The organism is Leucobacter luti (genome assembly GCF_019464495.1).
GTDB classification, from domain to species: Bacteria; Actinomycetota; Actinomycetes; order Actinomycetales; family Microbacteriaceae; genus Leucobacter; species Leucobacter luti_A.
In genome coordinates this window covers 1,354,545-1,372,936 of record NZ_CP080492.1, presented here as the reverse complement: position 1 = coordinate 1,372,936, position 18,392 = coordinate 1,354,545, and the positions used below count along the sequence as shown (strand labels likewise).

The 18,392-nt window shown below is 64.0% G+C and carries 14 protein-coding genes; 10 read left to right on the top strand and 4 right to left on the bottom strand.

Annotated elements, in window-relative coordinates:
* Positions 1-13: 13 nt before the first annotated feature.
* The gene (gene glf / locus K1X41_RS06315; protein WP_220175602.1) at positions 14-1,153 is read left to right on the top strand and encodes a UDP-galactopyranose mutase; all 1,140 of its coding nucleotides are present in this window, start codon (positions 14-16) and stop codon (positions 1,151-1,153) included.
* 734 nt (positions 1,154-1,887) lie between these two features.
* Positions 1,888-4,188: an S-layer homology domain-containing protein gene (locus K1X41_RS06310; protein WP_220175601.1), complete on the top strand. Its 2,301-nt coding sequence runs from the start codon at positions 1,888-1,890 to the stop codon at positions 4,186-4,188.
* Between the two features lie 77 nt (positions 4,189-4,265).
* On the opposite strand, the gene K1X41_RS06305 is transcribed toward K1X41_RS06310, so the two are convergent.
* The 3 genes from K1X41_RS06305 to K1X41_RS06295 all read right to left on the bottom strand — a co-directional run bounded on the left by K1X41_RS06305 (position 4,266) and on the right by K1X41_RS06295 (position 7,994).
* Positions 4,266-6,170 (bottom strand): glycosyltransferase, encoded by a 1,905-nt coding sequence (locus tag K1X41_RS06305; protein WP_132206376.1) that lies wholly within the window; start codon positions 6,168-6,170, stop codon positions 4,266-4,268.
* Between the two features lie 112 nt (positions 6,171-6,282).
* Positions 6,283-6,606: a hypothetical protein gene (locus tag K1X41_RS06300; RefSeq protein ID WP_258566678.1), complete on the bottom strand. Its 324-nt coding sequence runs from the start codon at positions 6,604-6,606 to the stop codon at positions 6,283-6,285.
* Entirely contained in the window at positions 6,603-7,994 is a 1,392-nt protein-coding gene (locus K1X41_RS06295) for an O-antigen ligase family protein (protein ID WP_133617689.1), read from the bottom strand. The genes K1X41_RS06300 and K1X41_RS06295 overlap by 4 nt, the downstream gene beginning before the upstream one ends.
* A 100-nt stretch (positions 7,995-8,094) precedes the next feature.
* Here K1X41_RS06295 and manA point away from each other — a divergent pair, with 100 nt between their 5' ends.
* The 5 genes from manA to K1X41_RS06270 all read left to right on the top strand — a co-directional run bounded on the left by manA (position 8,095) and on the right by K1X41_RS06270 (position 14,528).
* Complete coding sequence (manA, locus tag K1X41_RS06290) at positions 8,095-9,357, top strand: mannose-6-phosphate isomerase, class I (protein WP_133617688.1); 1,263 nt, start codon at positions 8,095-8,097, stop codon at positions 9,355-9,357.
* Between the two features lie 109 nt (positions 9,358-9,466).
* Positions 9,467-9,916, top strand: coding sequence for a hypothetical protein (locus K1X41_RS06285; RefSeq protein WP_220175792.1), 450 nt, complete (start codon positions 9,467-9,469; stop codon positions 9,914-9,916).
* Positions 9,916-10,854 carry a bifunctional riboflavin kinase/FAD synthetase gene (locus K1X41_RS06280; protein WP_133617686.1) on the top strand — a complete coding sequence of 313 codons (939 nt, stop codon included), beginning with the start codon at positions 9,916-9,918 and terminating at the stop codon, positions 10,852-10,854. The genes K1X41_RS06285 and K1X41_RS06280 overlap by 1 nt, the downstream gene beginning before the upstream one ends.
* 248 nt (positions 10,855-11,102) lie before the next feature.
* Entirely contained in the window at positions 11,103-13,265 is a 2,163-nt protein-coding gene (locus K1X41_RS06275) for a DEAD/DEAH box helicase (protein WP_133617685.1), read from the top strand.
* A 225-nt stretch (positions 13,266-13,490) separates the two neighbouring features.
* On the top strand, positions 13,491-14,528 hold the full coding sequence (locus tag K1X41_RS06270) for a 6-phosphofructokinase (RefSeq protein ID WP_220175600.1): 1,038 nt from the start codon (positions 13,491-13,493) through the stop codon (positions 14,526-14,528).
* 23 nt (positions 14,529-14,551) lie between these two features.
* On the opposite strand, the gene K1X41_RS06265 is transcribed toward K1X41_RS06270, so the two are convergent.
* Positions 14,552-14,827, bottom strand: coding sequence for a glutaredoxin domain-containing protein (locus K1X41_RS06265; protein WP_132206392.1), 276 nt, complete (start codon positions 14,825-14,827; stop codon positions 14,552-14,554).
* A gap of 286 nt (positions 14,828-15,113) precedes the next feature.
* On the opposite strand from K1X41_RS06265, the gene K1X41_RS06260 reads away from it, so the two are divergent.
* From K1X41_RS06260 to K1X41_RS06250, 3 genes are all read left to right on the top strand, one after another.
* On the top strand, positions 15,114-16,502 hold the full coding sequence (locus K1X41_RS06260; RefSeq protein ID WP_132206394.1) for an inorganic phosphate transporter: 1,389 nt from the start codon (positions 15,114-15,116) through the stop codon (positions 16,500-16,502).
* A complete protein-coding gene (locus K1X41_RS06255) occupies positions 16,499-16,795 on the top strand; it encodes a hypothetical protein (RefSeq protein WP_132206396.1) in 297 nt (98 codons plus the stop codon). The genes K1X41_RS06260 and K1X41_RS06255 overlap by 4 nt, the downstream gene beginning before the upstream one ends.
* A 156-nt stretch (positions 16,796-16,951) precedes the next feature.
* Positions 16,952-18,355 carry an aldehyde dehydrogenase family protein gene (locus K1X41_RS06250; RefSeq protein WP_220175599.1) on the top strand — a complete coding sequence of 468 codons (1,404 nt, stop codon included), beginning with the start codon at positions 16,952-16,954 and terminating at the stop codon, positions 18,353-18,355.
* Positions 18,356-18,392: the final 37 nt, after the last annotated feature.

Below are 18,392 nucleotides of genomic sequence, written 5' to 3'. Positions count from 1 at the left end.
TATGATGGAGATCATGGATCTTCTCGTCGTTGGATCAGGTTTCTTCGGGCTCACGATTGCTGAGCGCGCCGCAAGCGCTGGCAAGAAAGTGGTCGTCATCGACCGCCGCTCACACATTGGCGGCAACGCCTACTCCGAAGCGGAGCCGGAAACTGGGATCGAAGTGCACCGCTATGGTGCCCACCTGTTCCACACTTCGAATGAAACGGTGTGGGAGTACGTGAATCGCTTTACGAGCTTCACGAATTACGAGCACAAGGTGTACTCGAATTTCCAGGGCGAGGTCTATCCCCTCCCGATCAACCTCGGGACCATCAACCAGTTCTTCCGTGCCGCCTATGGCCCGGACGCTGCGCGTGCACTCATCGCTGAGCAGGCAGGCGAGTTCGACACGAAATCGGCACAGAACCTCGAAGAGAAGGGGATCTCGCTGATCGGTCGCCCACTCTACGAGGCGTTCATCCGCGACTACACTTCCAAGCAGTGGCAGACGCCGACAACCGAGCTGCCGGCCGAGATCATCAGCCGACTGCCCGTGCGGTACACCTACGACAACCGCTACTTCAACGATACGCACGAGGGTTTGCCGACTGACGGCTACACGGCCTGGCTGGAGAAGATGGCGGATCACCCCAACATCGAAGTGCGCCTCAACACTGACTTCTTCGATGAGTCGCAGCCGCTCAACAAGCGGGCGATTGCTGGCACGGTGCCCGTGGTCTACACGGGGCCGGTTGACCGCTACTTCGACTACGCGGAGGGCGAGCTCAGCTGGCGCACGCTCGACTTCGAGCAGGAGGTGCTCCCGACCGGAGATTTCCAGGGCACCAGTGTCATGAACTATGCGGGATCTGACGTGCCCTACACGCGCATCCACGAGTTCCGCCACTTCCACCCTGAGCGCGAGTACCCGGCGGACAAAACAGTCATCATGCGCGAGTTCTCGCGGCCTGCAACCAGGGACGATGAGCCCTACTACCCAGTCAATACTCCCGAAGATCGTGAGCGCTTGCTGAAGTATCGCGAGTTGACGAACGCCGAGAACGGGGTGCTATTTGGAGGGCGACTGGGGACCTATCAGTACCTCGATATGCATATGGCCATCGGCTCGGCGCTGACAATGTTCAACAACAAGCTGTCCGAGATGCTCTAGTACGAGATCTCCTCTTCACGCCGGTGGGGTCCGCGTCTGCGGATCCCACCGGCGTTGTGCTGCGTGTAGCAACACCTCGCACTGCGCTGTGAGATGCGCCATTTCCGCAGTGTCGCGGAGAGAGGGCTGGGCCTGCGCTCTGCGAGTAGGCGTCCAGAATGCTGATCCGAACATGGGTATTGCTCGCAGCTTGGGCACGGCAGAGGGCTGGGAGTAGTGCCGGTGTACGCTTTCGCAGTCGGTGCTCGCACAGGGGGCTCGGCCGTTGAAACTCAGCCACCACCTCGTCTCCGCACAGGCCACTCGTCGTGGTTCGGGCGAGTTCAGGGAACGATTGGAGCTCTTGGCACGAGTTCCGCCTGATTCCGGATCGAGTGTGCGCTGCTCGCGTGTGGTTCACCCCGGGAATGAGCGCGGAGGAAATCGCTCTGATGACCCTCCGTGAAATCTCGGATCTTGCCGGTTTCATGCAAAGCGTGAAGCGCGCAATCAGGATCTTGGCCCGATTGAGTTCCCTTCGCTTGGCTGCGCCGTATGCATTCCGAATTCACAGGAATCAGTGTGGCCGATTAAAGTAGCTGTGCGGGGATTCCCGACATTCCACAAGACGAGAGGGTGCCGTGCGCTCAATCCCTACAGTTCTCTTGGGCAGCGCCTTGGCGCTTCTGCTCGCCGTCAGTGCGGCGCCTGCCAATGCCGTTCTGCCTCCGCAGGGAGATCCTGCATCGCCAGAGATGAGTGAAGTGCTCCCTGGCGAAGTGGCACCCGACTCAGCAGTCTCAGAGGAGCTGCCAGCCACTCCAGAGGCAACGGAACCTTCAGTCTTGGACGATCCTGCGACTGATTCGACAGACGAACCTGCCTCCGCCACACCGCCGTCTGGCGAGCACGCTGAAACGACGGATGCAGCGGACCACGACGATGCCGGTACCGAGGACTCCTCCGAGATACTCTCCGTATCGCCCGAAACCCTTCCGGTGACAGGCTTGATCGTCGTGATTCCAGGCGAAGCGCCGAGCAGCCAGCGCCCACTTGCGGGGTCTGAGGCGGATGGGCACGTTGACGGCACCGATGGCGTCGAACGCGACGCGGCTGCGACCGTGTCTGACCGAGTCATGGTTGCTACAGATGAAGGTCCCCTTGTGGAGATCGATCCTGCGCTCGCTGGTGCTGAACCGGAGACCGGGGAGCGATTCGAGGGGCTCGTTGAGCTCGATGAGACGATCCGTGCGACCATTGATGCTCAGATTGCCGAGGGCGGTGCGCTTGCAGTCGGCGACGCCCTCGAAGCTGTGGGCCTCGCTGCATCCGCGTCGCAAGTGTTGGCTCCTGTTTCAGGCTCTGTTGTGGAAGAGTCAGTCGTGAACGCTGCACCTGCCACGAAGGCTCACGATGTGGACCTGATCTTCTTCACCGGTGGCGCGAATCCCTCGGACAACGATCTCAAAGCGCTCGTGACCTCCGCCAGCACCTACTGGAAGCAGCAGACGAACGGCGCGATCAGTCAGCTGAAGGTCAATTACAAAGCGAAGAAAGCGCCAACAGGAAACACGAAAACGCTGCGGTGCAGCCCGAAGTACACTGAGAACCTCTGGAACCAAGGCGCGAAAGCCTTTGGCAAGACTTCGCAAAGCTATCTCACCTCTGGGCGGCACCTTGTCGTGATCGTCGATGACAATTGCGGGTCCCTTTCGGGCGGTGTCGCCGGCTGGGGCACATACGGGAAGAGTCTTCACTCTGGCGGCATGGTATGGGCAGATATCGGACAACGAGGCGGTGCCGCTGTCTCACTGGCGAATGGCCTCATCGCTCACGAAATCGGCCACAATCTGAGCCTCGGCCACGGGAACACCCGGTCATGCACCGGGTCCGCCACAGACGCGAAGCAGTCGTCCGCTGGCAAGCCGGCCTCGCCCTGTGTGGACCTTGAGTACGGTGACGTCTACAACGTCATGGGGTATGGCTCAAGCGTCGGTGGAGTGAAGCCTCCTGCGCTGCCGATCTCTCAGAAGAGCATGTTGGGAGTAGCACCGGCAGGCTCAGTGAAAACGGTGAACGCAGCGGGCGGTCGTTCGCAGACCTTCACGCTCCAGCCGGGTGGAGGGCTCTCGGGGCTCCGAGGCTTGAAAATTGAGAGCCCCACAGGGGGAAGCTACTTCGTTGAGTACCGCAACATGTCTGGGCAAGATTCGGGTCTCGGGCTCCAAGCAGATTCCTGGCTCTATTTGGACAGCGGTGCGCAACGCACCTTCATTCGAGACCAGGGCGTGCGGATCATGCGGACGCACACGCAGGCGTATAGCTCCACGCAAAACATCCGCACGAGCACTGTGATCCCGGTTCGAGACACGGTCGGTGGCCGCGATGGTTTGGCGCAGCTGATGCGACCGGGCAAGAACTCTACGCCGTGGAATTCTACGGCCCGCGTTTCCGTTGTATCCACCGGGGCCACTGCCACAGTACGCGTTGACTTTACCCCGTTTATCGATGTGCCGTACGTCCACAAATTCGCCACGGAAATCAACTGGATGAGCACATCCGGGCTCTCTACTGGTATCGACGCGGGCGGTTCGCAGCGTAAGTATGCGCCAAGTGCAAACGTAACTCGCGAAGCCATGGCGGCGTTCCTCTATCGGCTCGCGGCTCCGTCGAATTACACAGCCCCGCAAACCTCTCCGTTCAAGGATGTGCCCAAGAGTCACCAGTTCTACAAGGAAATCGCGTGGATGTACACGTCGGGACTCTCGACTGGAATAAGTGTGGCGGGAGGTCGCAACTACGCCCCGAAGTCGAGCGTGACTCGCGAAGCGATGGCTGCGTTTATGTACCGGCTGAAGGGTGCGACGTATCCTGGTGCGGCCCAATCTCCGTTCACAGACGTGAAAAAGGGACAGCCGTTCTACAAGGAGATCACCTGGATGTATGACGCAAAACTCACCACTGGAATCGTCGTGAATGGGAAGCTGACCTACAACCCGAAGGGGAAAGTAACGCGAGAAGCGATGGCCGCATTCTTGCACCGCGCGACGCACTAAGCGCGAGGAGAAATGCCAACGGCGCCGGGATCATCGTGATCCCGGCGCCGTTGGCATTTCAACACCAAGCCAGTGACTTAGCGCCCGTCGAAGGTCTTGCGCCACTCCTCAACCGAAGTGATCTGCGGCAGCGCAGCGCGGTACTCCGCTGAGAGCCGATCCCAGTCTTTGGCAATCTTCCGGCTCAAACTCCGGGATTCGCGCAGCAGACGCCGGAACTTTGCCTTGTCGTGGCGGTACCACATCTTTCCGCTACCGTCAGCTGCGCCAACGATCACGCTCGAGTGGTGCGGGATTCGCCACCACAGGGCGTCGCGCTTCGAGTACTCCAAATCGGGCGCGAGCTGATCCGCTTCCGCGCTTTCGCGGCGCCAGTGCTTTGGCACCAAACGGAGCGTGAACAGTCCGAGCTTCACCCCGGTGGGGTAGTCCTTCGGCTTCTCCAGCAGCGGCAGCGCGCGGCCACCGACGGCAATGGGGGTCTCAGGATCTCCCGGCCGGTACACGTGGGTCTCGGGGAAGTCCTTGGCTCGTGCGCGTGCCGCCGGCATGTCCTTCCCGATGTCGTCGTGCATGCCAGCCGGGCCGCGCAGCACAGAGCGCATGCCGTCCACGGCGAGCTGCGTTGCGTAGTACTGCATGTTGAGCAGCTTCTTGAGATCCTGTCTGCCCGCGTTCTGCAGCAGCTTGCCGCTCCCTGGCCGGTCCGAGTGCAGCAGTCCCGCCACGATCCGGTTGCGAGTGTGGAAGAACGCCTGCCAATCTTGCGAGTCGTCCTTGTCAAGCCAGGAGACGTGCCACAGTGCGACGCCGGGGAGCGACACCGTGCGGTACCCGGCAGCCTTCGCCCGCAGCCCGTACTCGGCATCGTCCCACTTGATGAAGACCGGAAGCGAGAGCCCGATTTCGGCAATGATCTGTTTCGGGATCATGCACATCCACCAGCCGTTGTAATCCGCGTCGAGGCGGGCGTGCATCCACTTCGTCTGCCGGAGGTTGCGCTTGCGGAAGTCGTGGCGGTGCTGCTCCTCGAATGACGGCCCCCACATAAAGGGATCTGGGCGGACCACCTCAGCCCACGCGTGCAGCACCGGCTTGTCGAGGAGATCGAACATGTGTCCGCCGACGATCACGGGCTCGCGGCTGAATCGACCGAACTGTAGCGCTCGCAGCGCGCTCTCGGTCTCGAACTCGACATCGTCGTCGAGCAGCAGGAGGAAGTCGGTGTCTTCCCGCTCAAGCGTCTCCGCCATCGAGCGCGAGAAGCCGCCCGAGCCGCCGAGGTTGCCCTGCTCGATCACCTGCAATTGCTCCCCGAGCGCAGCAGCGACGGCGTCGAAGCCTGCTTCATCGCGCACCTTCTGTGTGCCCTGGTCGACGAGGAAGATTCGGTCGATGCCCGCAAGCAGCGCTGGGTTCTCCGCAATGTTGGCGAGCGTTGCAACGCAGTAGTCCGGCTTGTTGTAAGTCGTCATGCCGAGGCTCAGCTTGCCAGTGAGCTTCGGCTCAGCATCGGTGGTCCACGCGCCGGATTCGAGCACGAGGTCATCGGTGCTCGCGATCAGATCGAACCAGTACCAGCCCCCGTCGCTGAACATCGTCAGCGGGAGTTCGAAGACCGACTCGACGCTGCCGGTGACGGGGCGTGAATCGACGCGCTGCTGCACCCCGCCGGCATTCGAACGATAAATGATGATCGTGCCAGGGCCGCTCGTGCGCAGGGTGAGCCGGACACTGTCGACGACGGTCCAGCGCTGCCAGTAGGCCGCGGGAAATGCGTTGAAGTAGCTCGCAAACGAGACCCGCTGGCCGGAACGGACGCGCGAGCTTGAACGTGAGATGACGTTGTCAATGTGTGCGTTCTCACTGAGCCGAACGTGCCGGCCCCCGATCTTGGACCAGGTCTCCGCGTCTGCATACAGCGGCAGCACATCAGGGTCCTGTGAGAGCGGGAAGACGATCGACTGCAGCGTTGTCGGCATGAAAGACACGCCTCACTTTCCGGAAAGCTCGGGAATAGGCCAGCGGCTAGTCTACCGCCGGTTCCTGCTCATTCCGTGGTGAGGTGCTCGCCTGCCCGCCACACGGCCACGGTCAGCTCGGGGACAGCCGCCGCGATGATTCGCAGCAACTCGAACTCCACGCGGTCCGCGTTGCGGCGGTGTGCCTCCGCTTCCGGCCCCCAGCGCGCGCAGCGAGGCGGGCGAGGCCGAACTCGGCGAGCCGGCCGCTGTCCTCGAGGAGCTCATCCCGCAGGGCAAGCACCACGAAATCGTCGACTTCAGGAGCTTCCTCCACAGCAATCGCCGGATCCTCGCCGCCGCGCACGCGCCGCTCGAGGATGGTGTCTCGTTCGAGCCGGGCATCGCTCCGGAGCTGCTGGAGCCGATCCGCGCTGACCTGCAACATGGCGCTCATCGTGGGCTCGTTGGGATCGCACCGGTAACGGGATCGCGTGGGATCGGGATTCGGCGCCACGGTTGTTTGCGCGGTTCGGCGTCGAGGGACGGGAGCTGGAAGTCATACCGGGACTTCACTGCGATGAGCACGAGGAGCACCCAGTTGCCCTCGATCAATAGTCTGCTTTCGGTGAGCGACTGCACCAGCAGCGCCACGATCACGAGGAACGGCCAGAGTGCGCTCGTTGCGTAGGGCAGCGGCGGGCCGAAGCCGCGTCGCGGGGCGTCGACTGCCCGGAACCAGACCCGCCACATTGTGAGCAGCACGAGCGGAACGAAGGCGAGTAGCCCGGCAATGCCGAGCTGGAACCATACGTCCAGCCACGCGTTGTGCGCGCTCATGACGGGGATTCCAGCTTTGGAGTCGAGAGACTTGAACGGTTCGGCCCACGGGGCCCAGTAGCTCACCCAGCCCCAACCGAACCACGGCCGTTGCTCGGCGAGGTCAATCACACGCTGCCAGGTTTCGAGCCGTCCGGTCATGTCGCCGCTCTTGCCGAGCAGCCCAAACACGAAGTCGCGAGCAAACAGCACGAGTCCGAGCGCGGCCGCGAACAGCGCGGCCCCGACGATGTACAGGGGCACGCGGCCCTCAGGTCCCAGCCTGCGCGCCCACAGCGCGAGTGTCAGCGCAATGAACACGGCGAGGAGGGCCACCCACACGGTGGCGCCGCGGGTGAGCAGGATCACTGCTGCTGCCGCGACCACCCACACCCATCCGGTGAAGCGGCCGACGAGACCGGCGCGAAGCTGGATCCCGAACACGATGAGGCCGAGCAACCCGATGAACCCGAAGAGCACCGAACTGGCGACAATGCCCTGAATCGGACCGCCTGAGAACAGGAGATCGCGGCTCCAGTAGAGCAGCTTGGAGATCTTCTCGCCTGCTTCGGGGCGATCGATGAAGTTCTGGAACACGGGCTCGCGCACGAAGATCGATACCCACAGCTCGAACGCGAACGAGGCTCCAATAATCCAGCGCAGTGCGGTGCCGAGGGTGCGGAGCACCTCATGCCAGGTGAGCACGTAGGCGAGCACGATCGCCAGAATCGTCGTCGCGATCTGCGCGAGCACACCGAGCACGCTTTCGAAACGATATTGCGACCAGATGATCGAGACAACGGCGAGCGTGAGGAACCAATAGAGCGGACTCGGGAGGCGATACCATCTGAACCGCTCAGGCTTTTCCCGCAGGAAGATCCAGATCCCGATCCCAGTGAGCGCTCCGGCGATGGCGAGGAAACCCCACCAGCCCACGATGTTTCGTACGCCGTTGCTGCCGAGAGTCAGCACGAATACGCCGATTGCGTACGCGCTGACTCCGAGCCTCGTCCTGCTGTCCGCCATAGTCGGTATGGTAGAGCATGGCGTGTACTGGGACGCCGTGTGGCCCCCGATCGCACGACGCGGTTTGACTGATTGCGCCATGTGAGCCGCGAGGAGCGACGTGCTGATCTTCATCGAAAACACCCCGCGCGCGTACGCGTGGGGTTCGATGGACGCGCTCGCGGAAATGCTGGGGACCGAGCCAACGGGAGAGCCGCAGGCTGAGCTCTGGCTGGGCACGCATCCCGGCAGCCCTGCGCACGTCGCGAAGGCGACGCCCGTCGGCCAGACCTTGATCGACCTGGTGGAGAGCGATCCCGAGCGCTACGGCGTGCATGGCGGCCCGCTGCCATTCCTGCTTAAAGTGCTCGCGATCGGCGCTCCGCTGTCTCTGCAGGTGCACCCGGATCTGGACCAGGCTGCTGCCGGCTTCGCTGCGGAAGAAGCGGCGGGGATCCCGCGTGATGCGCGCGAGCGCAACTACGGTGACGCGAACCACAAGCCCGAGCTGCTCGTGGCCCTGAGCGAAGTCACCGCGCTCAGCGGATTCCGTCCGCTCCAGGATGCACGCCGCGATCTTCATGCGCTCGCGGCGGCCGCGCGCGCCGCCGACGAAGTCGCGGGGGCAGACGCGTTTGAGGCCGCGGCCGCGAGACTGGACCGTGCTGAGCCGGAAACGATGCGTCGCAGCTTCTTGGAATGGGCGTTCAGCGACGATGCGGCCTGCGCCGCGGCGCTCGCGGCGTTCCCCGCCGTGCTGGCCCGCCTCACCCCGGACGTCGACGTCTCGGCCGAGCGCCTGACCGCGCTGCACGAGCTCTGGAACACCCACCCGGCAGATCCAGGCATATTGGTGTCGTTGATGTTGCATCTCGTGCGTCTCGCTCCCGGCGAGGCACTGTTCCTCGGCGCAAGACAGCTCCACGCCTACCTGAGGGGGATCGCCGTTGAAGTGATGGCGGCTTCCGACAACGTGCTTCGTGCGGGGCTCACCGAAAAGCACGTCGATGTTGCTGAGCTCTGCCGCGTGGTGGACGCCGCGGAGATGCGCGAACCACGATTTTCGAGTCTCACGCTGCGTCCCGGTCTGACAGCCTGGCGGCCCGATGTGCCCGATTTCCAGCTCCTGCGCGCGAACCTCTGCGACCCGGACGGTGAGACCGCCTCGAACGCCCACGAGAGTGCCCCGGTCATCGAAGTGGAAGCTACGCACCCAATCGTCCTCGTCGTCACCGTTGGCCGGATCCGGATCGAGCGGCTCGCAACTGAATTTGCAGAGGTGGCGTCTGCGCGCCGTGGCCAGTCGCTGTATGTTTCGGCGGGCGAGCCGATCCGGCTCACCGGCTCGGGTGAGGTGTTTCTCGCCACAGTGGGCGACTGCTGAGACCACTGGCAATCGGGCAGCAGCCAAGACGAGTACACTGAAGCGCGTGTCAAACCGTGCATCCTCCGGCCCAGGAACCTCCGCAAGCTCTGCAACGGGCGGCGAACGACTGAGCGGGCTCGGACGAATCCTCATTACGGTGTATCTGGTGCTCGCGCTCGCCGCAACGTTCCGTTCGGTGTATCAAATCATCTCGAAGTTTGACGAGGCGCCAGTGGCCTACACGCTCTCTGCTGTCTCTGGAGTGGTCTACATTGTTGCGACAGTCGCCCTCATCATGGGTGTCCGCGCCGGTGCGCGCGCGAATGGCCGGATCTGGCGCGGGATCGCGTGGGTCGCACTCGTGTTCGAGCTGTGCGGAGTGCTCATCGTCGGCACCCTGAGCCTCACGACTCCCGAGTTCTTCGCGCACCCGTCGGTGTGGTCGTTCTACGGCAGCGGCTACCTCTTCATCCCGCTGGTGCTCCCTGTGCTCGGCCTGATCTGGCTCCGCCGCACCGGTCGCAGCTCCGATATCAGTCGCGCAGCCGCACCTGCTACCACGAAAGACCACGTCTGATGCTGGTTATCGAATCTCTCGCGGACATTCGGCCGTCAGACTTTGCTGCGGGCAGCTGCGTCGCGATCGGCAAATTTGATGGGCTGCACCTCGGGCACCAGTCGATTCTCGACCGCCTCCAGATTGAGGCGCGCGCTGAGGGCCAGCTGGCCGTCGTTTTCACCTTCGCGAATAACCCGCTCAGCTACCTCAATCCTGAGCGCTGCCCACAGTCGCTCATGAGCCGTGAACAGCGGCTCGAGGCATTCGAGGCCGCGGGTGTTGATGTCTGCGTCATGGTTGAGTTCGACGCCGAGTTCTCCGCGATCCCCGCCACCGAGTTCGTCCGGGACGTGCTGGTCGAACGATTGCACGCGCGCCACATCATCATGGGGGCCGACTTCCGCTTCGGCCATCGCGGGGCGGGCGATGGGGTCTTGCTTCGCGAGCTTGGGGAGACGCACGGCTTCACGGCCGAAGTGGTCGAGTGGGTGGAGGATCCCACCTCCGGCCCCGTCTCCTCGTCGGCAGTGCGGGACGCGGTGCTGCGCGGTGATGTTGAGACTGCTGCACGGATGCTGGGACGCTCGCCCGCCGTGCGCGGCGAGGTCGTGCACGGTGACGCGCGAGGGCGTGAGCTCGGGTTCCCCACTGCGAACTTGGGCGGGACGATCGAGGGCCTGGTCCCAGCTGACGGGGTGTACGCGGGCTGGGTGCGGATCGGAGCCGAACTGCTCGTCGCCGCGATCTCCGTGGGGAACAACCCCACGTTCACCCCGAACGAGCAGTCACGCGTGGAAGCCTTCGTGCTGGACTTCGATCGTGATCTCTACGGCCAGCGTATTGACGTGCGCTTTGCACACCGTCTCCGTGGGACCGAACGCTTCGACTCGCTCGACGCGCTCCTCGTGCAGATGCACGCCGACGTCGCGCAGACGCGACGCTTGCTGGGGGCGTAGCTTCTCTCAGGCGTGGTGGCAGGTCCACACATTTGCGCCTGCTTCGCGGCTCACTCGCACTCTGACGCGCCCGACTCGGCGCGGGTGCTGCGGGACTCACACCGCTTGGTGGTACCATCGACCGTACGGTCGCACCCGCGAGTGTTTGCGAGCCCCATGCCGCGCATGAGGTCAGGCTCGTTCACTCCTGTGCTGGCCCGCGGCTCGGTACGCGTTCCGAGTCCGTACCACGCCGATCAGGAGATCAATTGGCATCCAACACTGCCACGCGTCAGTCCGCCGCGAAGAGTGCGTCATCACGCAGCTCCAATGCGTCGTCGCGTTCGAACGGCCGCCGTAAGCACACCCACAACGAGGGCATCATCCCGCTGCTCGCTCGCGCCGTGCGCGAGGTCGAGGCTTCTGCCCAGCGCGGCAAAGCCACCCCTGCGAACCGCACCAAGTTCCACGTCATCGCACTGTTGATGCGCGAGGAGCGGGCGCGCATCAAGACTGACGAGACCGTGAGTGATTCGGAGCGCGCTGAGACCCTCAAGCGACTCGATGGCGTCGCCGCGATCCTCGCGAAGACCGCCGCCCGCGACACGAGCCTCATCACGCTCCTCGAGCCGACGGCGCCCATCACGGAGGCGACGCGTCAGCTCAAGCGCAAGATGCTCGTGCAGGCCGGCTTCGACCTCCCTGAAGAGGAGAAAGTGGCGCCGGAGCCGGTGAAGGCCTATGTGCCACCGGAGCTCGCTGAGCGTCAGGTCGAGCCAGCTGGGATCGAGGTACGCATGCTTGCGAACCCGTTCCTCGCCCCCAATCTCGCACCCCCGAAGCAGCCGACCCCGGTCGTGCGTCTCGCAAACTGGGAGCTGCTCGGCCCACTGCTGAAGGCATTTGAGCAGGGCGGTGCTGGCTCCGCGTGCATGGAACTGCCAGAGCCGCCAGTGCCGGATCGGCTTGCCCCGGCCGGACGCGAGCTGATGGACCACCAGGCGCGATTCCTCGCGAGCGTTGAGGAAGGGCACCGCAGTTTCCTGCTCGCCGATGAGCCCGGCCTGGGCAAGACCGCACAGTCCGTGATCGCGGCGTCCGTCGCCGGGGCCTACCCACTCCTCGTGGTCGTCCCGAATGTCGTGAAAATGAACTGGGCTCGCGAGGTCGAGCGGTGGACACCGCAGCGTCGCGTGACAGTGATTCACGGCGACGGTCGCGATATCGATGCATTTGCCGACGTGTTCGTTGTAAATTACGAGATTCTCGATCGGCACCTGAGCTGGATCTCCCGCTTTGGGTTCAAGGGCATGGTGGTCGATGAGGCCCACATGATTAAGAACGTGCAGTCGCAGCGCTCGCGGAACGTGCTCGCGCTCGCTGAGAGCATCCGGGAACGTACGCCAGGTGTTTCTCCGCTCCTCATTGCGCTCACGGGCACCCCGCTCATCAACGACATCGATGATTTCCGTGCCATCTGGCGTTTCCTGGGATGGACCGACGCAGAAAAGCCGGGGCCTGAGCTGATGGCGAAGCTCGAAAGCAACGGCTGGACGCCAGCCGACGCTGCGTTCTACCCCGAGGCCCGCCAGAGCGTGGTGGATATGGGGATTGTGCGCCGCCGCAAGATCGACGTTGCGGCCGATCTGCCGGCCAAGCGTGTGGTGGATCTGCCGGTTGAACTGGATGACGAGTTCGGCCGGAGCATCCGTGACGCTGAGGCACAGCTCGCGCGCAAGCTGCTGGATCGCTTCACCGCGGTCAAGAACGGCAAACTGGGCGACAAGCTCAGCGACGATGCGATCGTACGCATGGTGTGCTCGCAGGAGCTCGAAGAGTCACACGCCTCGGCGGACGGCCTCAACGTGTTCACGATGGTGCGCCAGATCGGCCAGGCGAAGGCGTCGCTCGCGGCAGACTACGCCGCGCAGCTCGCGCGCTCGGTCGGCAAGGTCGTGTTCTTCGCGAAGCACATCGATGTCATGGATCGGGCAGAGGCGCAGCTCGCCGAGGCTGGCCTCACCACTGTGTCGATTCGTGGCGACCAGACCGCGACCTTCCGCCAGGAGCAGATCGACGCGTTCAACAAGGATCCCAAGGTCTCCGTCGCGGTGTGCTCGCTGACGGCAGCTGGCGTCGGAGTGAATCTCCAGGCGTCTTCGAACGTCGTGCTCGCGGAACTGAGCTGGACGGACGCCGAGCAGACGCAGGCCATCGACCGGGTGCACCGCATCGGCCAGGACGAGCCGGTGACCGCCTGGCGCATCGTCGCTGCGCAAACGATCGACGCGAAGATCGCCGAGCTCATCGACGGCAAGGCTGGGCTCGCCGCACGCGCGCTCGACGGTGCCGAGGCGAAGCGCGACGACGAGGACTCCGTGCAGCTCCTCGCCCTCATTGGAGTGCTGCAGCGCGCGATCGCGTCCGCGTAGTCCCTCGCAGTTGTGACCGATGGGTCCCAGGAGGTTGTTTCCCGCTCGGGGACGCAGCCAACTGGGACCCATCGCTCGTACCCGGGGAGTGCGCCCAACCCGTGCGTGGCCGTTTCTTGCCCGGAAATGGCGTGATTCGCGCTGTTGCGATCATTCACGCCACCGCTACCATGAGACGGGTCTGCTGGGATATACCGCCGAGCGGCCGGATCTACAGGGAGTGTCATGCGCATAGGTGTGCTCTGCTCGGGGGGCGACAGCCCGGGGATGAACGCGGCGATCCGCGGAGCCGTGCTCCGTGGAGTCGAGGTGAACGGCTTCGAGATGGTCGGCTTCATGGACGGCTGGCGTGGCTTCTTCGAGGGTGACTTCATCGAGCTTGATCGCCTCGCGGTGCGCGGTATTTCCCCGCTCGGCGGCGTGATTCTCGGCACGAGCCGCGTTCCACCGTTCCCCGATGGGAACGCGACCCCCGCGGCCCTGCAAGCGGTCATCACCCGCATGGCGGAGCTCGGCATCGACGGCTTTCTGCTCATCGGAGGCAACGGCACCCAGACGGTTGCTGAGCTGCTGACACGGGCAGGTGTGCCCGCGATTGGGCTGCCCAAGACGATCGACAATGATCTTGGCGGCACCGACTACACCTTCGGCTTCGACACCGCCGTCTCGATCGCGGCCGAGGCCATCGACCGGCTCCGCACCACGGGGGAGTCTCACCGCCGCTGCATGGTGCTTGAAGTCATGGGGCGCGATGCTGGCTGGATCTCCCTGCACGCCGGTATGGCGGGCGGCGCGCAAGTGATGCTTATTCCCGAGTTTCCGGAGTCCATCGAGCAGATCAGCGAGTGGGTCCTCAGCGTGCGCGATCGTGGCCGTTCGTCTCTCGTCGTTGTCGCCGAGGGCTTCAAACTTGAGGGAGTAGCACACGCAACCGTGCGCGACGGGCTCGATGGCTTCGGCCGGCCCAGGCTCGGCGGTGTCGCTGACGTGCTGGCGCCGCTGATCGAACAGCACACCGGCATTGAGACGCGCGCGACGGTGCTCGGCCACGTACAGCGTGGGGGATCACCGACAGCGTTTGACCGAGTGCTCGCGACCCGCACCGGGATCGCTGCCGCTGATGCCGCTCGCGACGGGCAGTGGGGCACGATGGCGGGCTTGACGGGTGACCAGATCACCATGGTTCCGCTGGCTGAGGCGGTCGGGCAGTTGAAAACGGTGCCTGCGGCGCGCTACGACGAGGTCAGACTCAACTTCGGCTAGCTCAGCGCGGTGCAGCGCAGTGGCTAGTGTCCGAGCCGCGCCTTGACATCGTTCAGCGACGGGTTCGTCGCGGTTGTGCCATCAGGGAAGACCACCGTGGGGACGGTCTGGTTCCCGCCGTTCGCCTCCATCACGAGTTCTGGAGTGCCCGGCGTCTGTTCGATGTCGATCTCGGTGTATCCGATGCCGGACTTGTCGAGCATCAGTTTGAGGCGTTTGCAGTAGCCGCACCACTCAGTGGAAAACATCGTGATCGCACCAGCTTCGGGTACGAAATCTGTCAGCTGAGCCGTGCTCATTGGGCCTCCTCGTGGCGTGGTGTGGCCGTTAGTCTAGCCCTGCCCGCCGTGCCTCAGCTGGGCACCAGCGCGTGTGGGCCTGCACGACCGCCTGGCCTGGAAAATCCTGGTGTTCGAGCCTGGGTGAACGGGAGGTAAACGCAGCTTTCTCAGCTTGACCTGCACACCCCGAGGTGGAACCATAAGTGTGGCGCTTGCGTGTCAACACATCCCAACTGAACGTTCGGTGAAGTTCTGGTGACATCACGAGCGTTTCACGGCCCATATTCTCGAACGAAAGACGCCGGTGGAACTCACTCTCGTCGTGCTGCTGGTCATCGTACTGGCCCTTTTCTTTGACTTCACGAACGGCTTTCACGACACCGCGAACGCGATGGCTACGCCCATCGCCACGGGTGCGCTGAAGCCGAAGACTGCGGTGATGCTCGCCGCGATCCTCAACCTCGTCGGCGCCTTCCTCTCAACTGAGGTGGCGAAGACGATTTCTGGCGGCCTGATCAACGAGGGCGACGGCGGAGTGCTCATCACGCCAGCGATGATCTTTGCCGGTCTTATTGGCGCCATCGTGTGGAATCTGCTGACCTGGCTGTATGGTCTGCCCTCGAGCTCCTCGCACGCCCTGTTCGGCGGCCTGATCGGCGCCGCGATTGTCGGCGCTGGATTCTCTGCCATCAACGGCGGAGTATTCCTCTCGAAGATCATCATTCCCGCGCTGGCCGCTCCGTTGACCGCGGGCATCGTTGCGTTTACTGCGACGAAGGTGGCCTATGCAATCACCCGTCGTCACGACGGGAAGCCTGATGGGCGTGGTCGTTTCCGCTACGCGCAGATTGCTTCGTCCTCGCTGATCGCCCTCGCGCACGGCACGAACGACGCCCAGAAGACCATGGGCGTCATCACGCTCACGCTCGTGGCCGCTCAGATGCAGGAGCCGGACACCGGCCCCCATCTGTGGGTCATTGTGACCTGTGCCCTCGCGATCGCGATTGGCACATACTCGGGCGGCTGGCGCATTATTCGCACCATGGGTGCTGGCCTCACCCAGGTGAAGCCGGCGCAGGGTTTCGCTGCGGAGACGGCAACCGCTGCAACGATCCTCGCGTCGAGCCACCTTGGATTTGCACTCTCGACCACGCAGGTCGCCTCGGGGTCCGTGATTGGTTCTGGCCTGGGCCGCCGTGGCTCGTCGGTGCGCTGGCGCACAGTGGGCCGAATTGCGTCCGGCTGGCTCTTCACGCTGCCGGCAGCCGGAGCGGTAGGCGCGATCGCGGCGCTCATTGCACACATCGGCATCGTCGGCATTCTCATCGATGCGGTGCTCGGCCTCGGGTTCATTCTGTTTATCTTCTGGCGCTCCAGCCGCAACAAGGTCGATCACTCGAACGCGATCCCGGTGCCAGACGTCGCTGAGTCCGGGTACGCTGTGCGGATCCGGAAATCGAAGGTCAAGCCCATCAGGACGAAGACGGGCACCATGCCGCAGCTCACTCCGACAGCTCAGTCCGCGGTGCGGGCCGACGTTGCCGCGAAGGAGGCCGAGAAGGCCGCGCGCGACGCGGAGAAGGTCGCCAAAGAAGCGGAAAAGGTGGAGCGTGCAGCAGAGAAGGCGACGCGCAATGCTGCTGCCGAGTCCGCTGACACCGCTGACGAGTCAACGACTGGAGAAACCCGATGACTATCGAGTGGGTCTCATTCCTGATCGTATTCGGAACAGCGCTGCTCTCGGCAGTGTTTGTTGTCGCGCTCTACTCGCTGGGGATCCGGTTCCTGGCGACGCCGCCGCCTCCTGCCCTCGGACCGGATGGTGCAGCTGTGCCCAACGGCCCGTCGCGCGATGATGAGGATGACGACGTCGAGGCGGAGCGCCCGCGCTGGGCCACGATCGCGGCGAACATCTGCTTCGGGCTCTCGGTGCTGGCAGTGCTGGTGGGGATCTTCCTCATCATTCCCGCGCTCCACTTCTGGTAGCGGCCTGATCCCGGCGGAGACGGCACGGGCTCGCTCCGTTTCCCGCCGGGTGTCGGATCTCCTGGGTCCCCAATCTCCTGGATCCAGCACCCGGCCGCTGCGTCGTGCCGGCTGGGATCAGTGCTCCCTCAGACTCCGCGAGAGTAGGGTGATGGCATGCGCCACACCTCACTGGAACGAATCCCCGGAATCGTCGCGGGACTGCGGCACAGTTTTGCCCAGGGGGTGACGCGGCCTGAATCATGGCGCCGCGCACAACTCGAGCGGATGCGCACGCTGCTGCTCGATCGCGGCGACGACTTTGAGGCCGCGCTCGCGCACGATCTCGGGAAGTCGGGAGCTGAAGCCCAGCTCACGGAAATCGGGTTTCTCGTCGCAGAACTCGACTACGCACTCGCCCATCTGAGCGGATGGATGCGCCCGCGCCGCGTGAGTGTCCCACTTGCCGTGCTCCCTGCCTCGGCGCGAATCGTGCCGGAGCCGCTCGGCGTCGCACTCGTGATCGCGCCGTGGAACTACCCACTCATGCTCGCGCTCTCGCCGGTCATCGGAGCGATTGCCGCAGGCAACGCGGCCGTGGTCAAGCCGAGCGAGCTGGCCCCTGCCACGGCTGATCTCATTGCGAAGCTGGTGCCCGATGTGCTGGATCGCCGGGCGATCGCCGTCGTCACCGGCGGCGTGCCAGAGACGACAGCCCTTCTCGCTGAGCGCTTCGATCACATCTTTTACACCGGCAACGGCCGCGTCGGCCGAATCGTCGCCCGGGCCGCGGCTGAGCACCTCACACCGATCACACTTGAGCTGGGCGGGAAGTCGCCCGTGTATGTTGACGACACCGTTCCTATTGCGGAAACTGCGCGCAGGATCGCGTGGGGGAAGTTCATGAACGCGGGGCAGACGTGTGTCGCGCCCGACTACGTGCTCGGCTCACGCGCAGTACTGCGGAAGCTCGGTCCTGCCCTCGTCGATGCAATTCACGAGCTCTACGGAACTGCGAGCGCAGGCAACTCCGATTACGGGCGGATCGTCACCGACGCGCAGTTCGAGCGCTTGGTGGGTTACCTCGGCGACGGGGAGGCGCTCTCGGGCGGGGAGTACGATGCGAGCCAGCGCTGGATTGCGCCAACAGTACTGAAGGACGTCTCGCGTGATGCGAGCGTGATGCAGGAGGAGATCTTCGGCCCGATCCTCCCGCTGATCGAAGTTGCTGATCTTGATGACGCCATTGCCCTGGTGACCGAGCGTGAGAAACCGCTCGCCGCGTATGTGTTCAGTTCGGCACGGGCTGTGCGGATGCGCTGGGAAACGGAGACGAGTTCTGGCGCGCTCGCGTTCGGGGTGCCGGCACTGCACCTCGTGGCGCATGAGCTCCCGTTCGGCGGGGTGGGAGAGAGCGGCATGGGTGCCTACCACGGTGAGCGCTCGTTCCTCACCTTCAGTCATGAGAAGGCCGTGCTCTCGAAACCGCTGCTCCCTGAGACGCTCGCCGTCACGATCATGCCGCCGTTCACGAAGAACAAAGCAGACCTTGCACGCGGTGGGCTGCGCCGGCTCCTGTGACGCGGGGGCGGGCACGACAGGATGCCGGAGGCCCGGT

What these genes read in the sequence shown, in the direction of transcription:
- glf (WP_220175602.1), top strand. Translation starts at nt 14, where the DNA reads ATGGATCTTCTCGTCGTTGGATCAGGTTTCTTCGGGCTCACGATTGCT.
- K1X41_RS06310 (WP_220175601.1), top strand. Translation starts at nt 1,888, where the DNA reads ATGAGTGAAGTGCTCCCTGGCGAAGTGGCACCCGACTCAGCAGTCTCA.
- K1X41_RS06305 (WP_132206376.1), bottom strand. Translation starts at nt 6,170, where the DNA reads ATGCCGACAACGCTGCAGTCGATCGTCTTCCCGCTCTCACAGGACCCT.
- K1X41_RS06300 (WP_258566678.1), bottom strand. Translation starts at nt 6,606, where the DNA reads ATGAGCGCCATGTTGCAGGTCAGCGCGGATCGGCTCCAGCAGCTCCGG.
- K1X41_RS06295 (WP_133617689.1), bottom strand. Translation starts at nt 7,994, where the DNA reads ATGGCGGACAGCAGGACGAGGCTCGGAGTCAGCGCGTACGCAATCGGC.
- K1X41_RS06280 (WP_133617686.1), top strand. Translation starts at nt 9,916, where the DNA reads ATGCTGGTTATCGAATCTCTCGCGGACATTCGGCCGTCAGACTTTGCT.
- K1X41_RS06270 (WP_220175600.1), top strand. Translation starts at nt 13,491, where the DNA reads ATGCGCATAGGTGTGCTCTGCTCGGGGGGCGACAGCCCGGGGATGAAC.
- K1X41_RS06265 (WP_132206392.1), bottom strand. Translation starts at nt 14,827, where the DNA reads ATGAGCACGGCTCAGCTGACAGATTTCGTACCCGAAGCTGGTGCGATC.
- K1X41_RS06255 (WP_132206396.1), top strand. Translation starts at nt 16,499, where the DNA reads ATGACTATCGAGTGGGTCTCATTCCTGATCGTATTCGGAACAGCGCTG.
- K1X41_RS06250 (WP_220175599.1), top strand. Translation starts at nt 16,952, where the DNA reads ATGCGCCACACCTCACTGGAACGAATCCCCGGAATCGTCGCGGGACTG.